Source organism: Streptomyces sp. NPDC086777 (assembly GCF_040702065.1).
Taxonomy (GTDB): Bacteria; Actinomycetota; Actinomycetes; order Streptomycetales; family Streptomycetaceae; genus Streptomyces.
On record NZ_JBFBJI010000093.1, the window covers coordinates 2,465 to 4,335 of the forward strand.

General features: G+C 57.2%; 1 rRNA gene (cut by a window edge). It reads left to right on the top strand.

Going from position 1 to position 1,871, the window contains the following annotated elements:
- Positions 1-1,829, top strand: a 23S ribosomal RNA gene (locus AB0472_RS45875) (it extends 834 nt beyond the left edge of the window).
- Positions 1,830-1,871: the final 42 nt, after the last annotated feature.

The following is a 1,871-nucleotide window of genomic DNA, read 5'->3' on the forward strand; positions in this document are numbered from 1 at the left end:
ACGTGATGGGTAGGGGAGCGTCGTCTGCCGGGTGAAGCAGCACCGGAAGGTAGTTGTGGACGGTTGACGAGTGAGAATGCAGGCATGAGTAGCGATTCACACGTGGGAAACGTGTGCGCCGATTGACTAAGGGTTCCTGGGTCAAGCTGATCTGCCCAGGGTAAGTCGGGACCTAAGGCGAGGCCGACAGGCGTAGTCGATGGATAACCGGTTGATATTCCGGTACCCGCTGTGAAGCGTCAAACATCGAACCAGGCGATGCTAAGTCCGTGAAGCCGCCCCGGAGCCTTCGGGCAAAGGGGAGTGGTGGAGCCGACGGACCAGACTTGCAGTAGGTGAGTGATGGGGTGACGCAGGAAGGTAGTCCAGCCCGGGCGGTGGTTGTCCCGGGGTAAGGGTGTAGGCCGTGCGGTAGGTAAATCCGTCGCACATCAAGGCTGAGACCTGATGCCGAGCCGATTGTGGTGAAGTGGATGATCCTATGCTGTCGAGAAAAGCCTCTAGCGAGTTTCATGGCGGCCCGTACCCTAAACCGACTCAGGTGGTCAGGTAGAGAATACCGAGGCGTTCGGGTGAACTATGGTTAAGGAACTCGGCAAAATGCCCCCGTAACTTCGGGAGAAGGGGGGCCAGCTCTGGTGAGAACACTTGCTGTTCGAGCTGGGGGTGGCCGCAGAGACCAGCGAGAAGCGACTGTTTACTAAAAACACAGGTCCGTGCGAAGCCGTAAGGCGATGTATACGGACTGACGCCTGCCCGGTGCTGGAACGTTAAGGGGACCGGTTAGCTCAGATTCGTCTGGGCGAAGCTGAGAACTTAAGCGCCAGTAAACGGCGGTGGTAACTATAACCATCCTAAGGTAGCGAAATTCCTTGTCGGGTAAGTTCCGACCTGCACGAATGGCGTAACGACTTCTCGACTGTCTCAACCATAGGCCCGGTGAAATTGCACTACGAGTAAAGATGCTCGTTTCGCGCAGCAGGACGGAAAGACCCCGGGACCTTTACTACAGTTTGATATTGGTGTTCGGTTCGGCTTGTGTAGGATAGCTGGGAGACTTTGAACTCCGGACGCCAGTTCGGGGGGAGTCGTCGTTGAAATACCAGTCTGGTCGTGCTGGATGTCTAACCTGGGTCCGTGATCCGGATCAGGGACAGTGTCTGATGGGTAGTTTAACTGGGGCGGTTGCCTCCTAAAGAGTAACGGAGGCGCCCAAAGGTTCCCTCAGCCTGGTTGGCAATCAGGTGTTGAGTGTAAGTGCACAAGGGAGCTTGACTGTGAGACCGACGGGTCGAGCAGGGACGAAAGTCGGGACTAGTGATCCGGCGGTGGCTTGTGGAAGCGCCGTCGCTCAACGGATAAAAGGTACCCCGGGGATAACAGGCTGATCTTCCCCAAGAGTCCATATCGACGGGATGGTTTGGCACCTCGATGTCGGCTCGTCGCATCCTGGGGCTGGAGTCGGTCCCAAGGGTTGGGCTGTTCGCCCATTAAAGCGGTACGCGAGCTGGGTTTAGAACGTCGTGAGACAGTTCGGTCCCTATCCGCTGTGCGCGTAGGAGTCTTGAGAAGGGCTGTCCCTAGTACGAGAGGACCGGGACGGACGAACCTCTGGTGTGCCAGTTGTTCTGCCAAGGGCATGGCTGGTTGGCTACGTTCGGGAGGGATAACCGCTGAAAGCATCTAAGCGGGAAGCCTGCTTCGAGATGAGGACTCCCACCCACTTGATGGGGTAAGGCTCCCAGTAGACGACTGGGTTGATAGGCCGGATCTGGAAGCCAGGTAACTGGTGGAGGTGACCGGTACTAATAGGCCGAGGGCTTGTCCTCAGTTGCTCGCGTCCACTGTGTTAGTTCTGAGGCAACGACCGT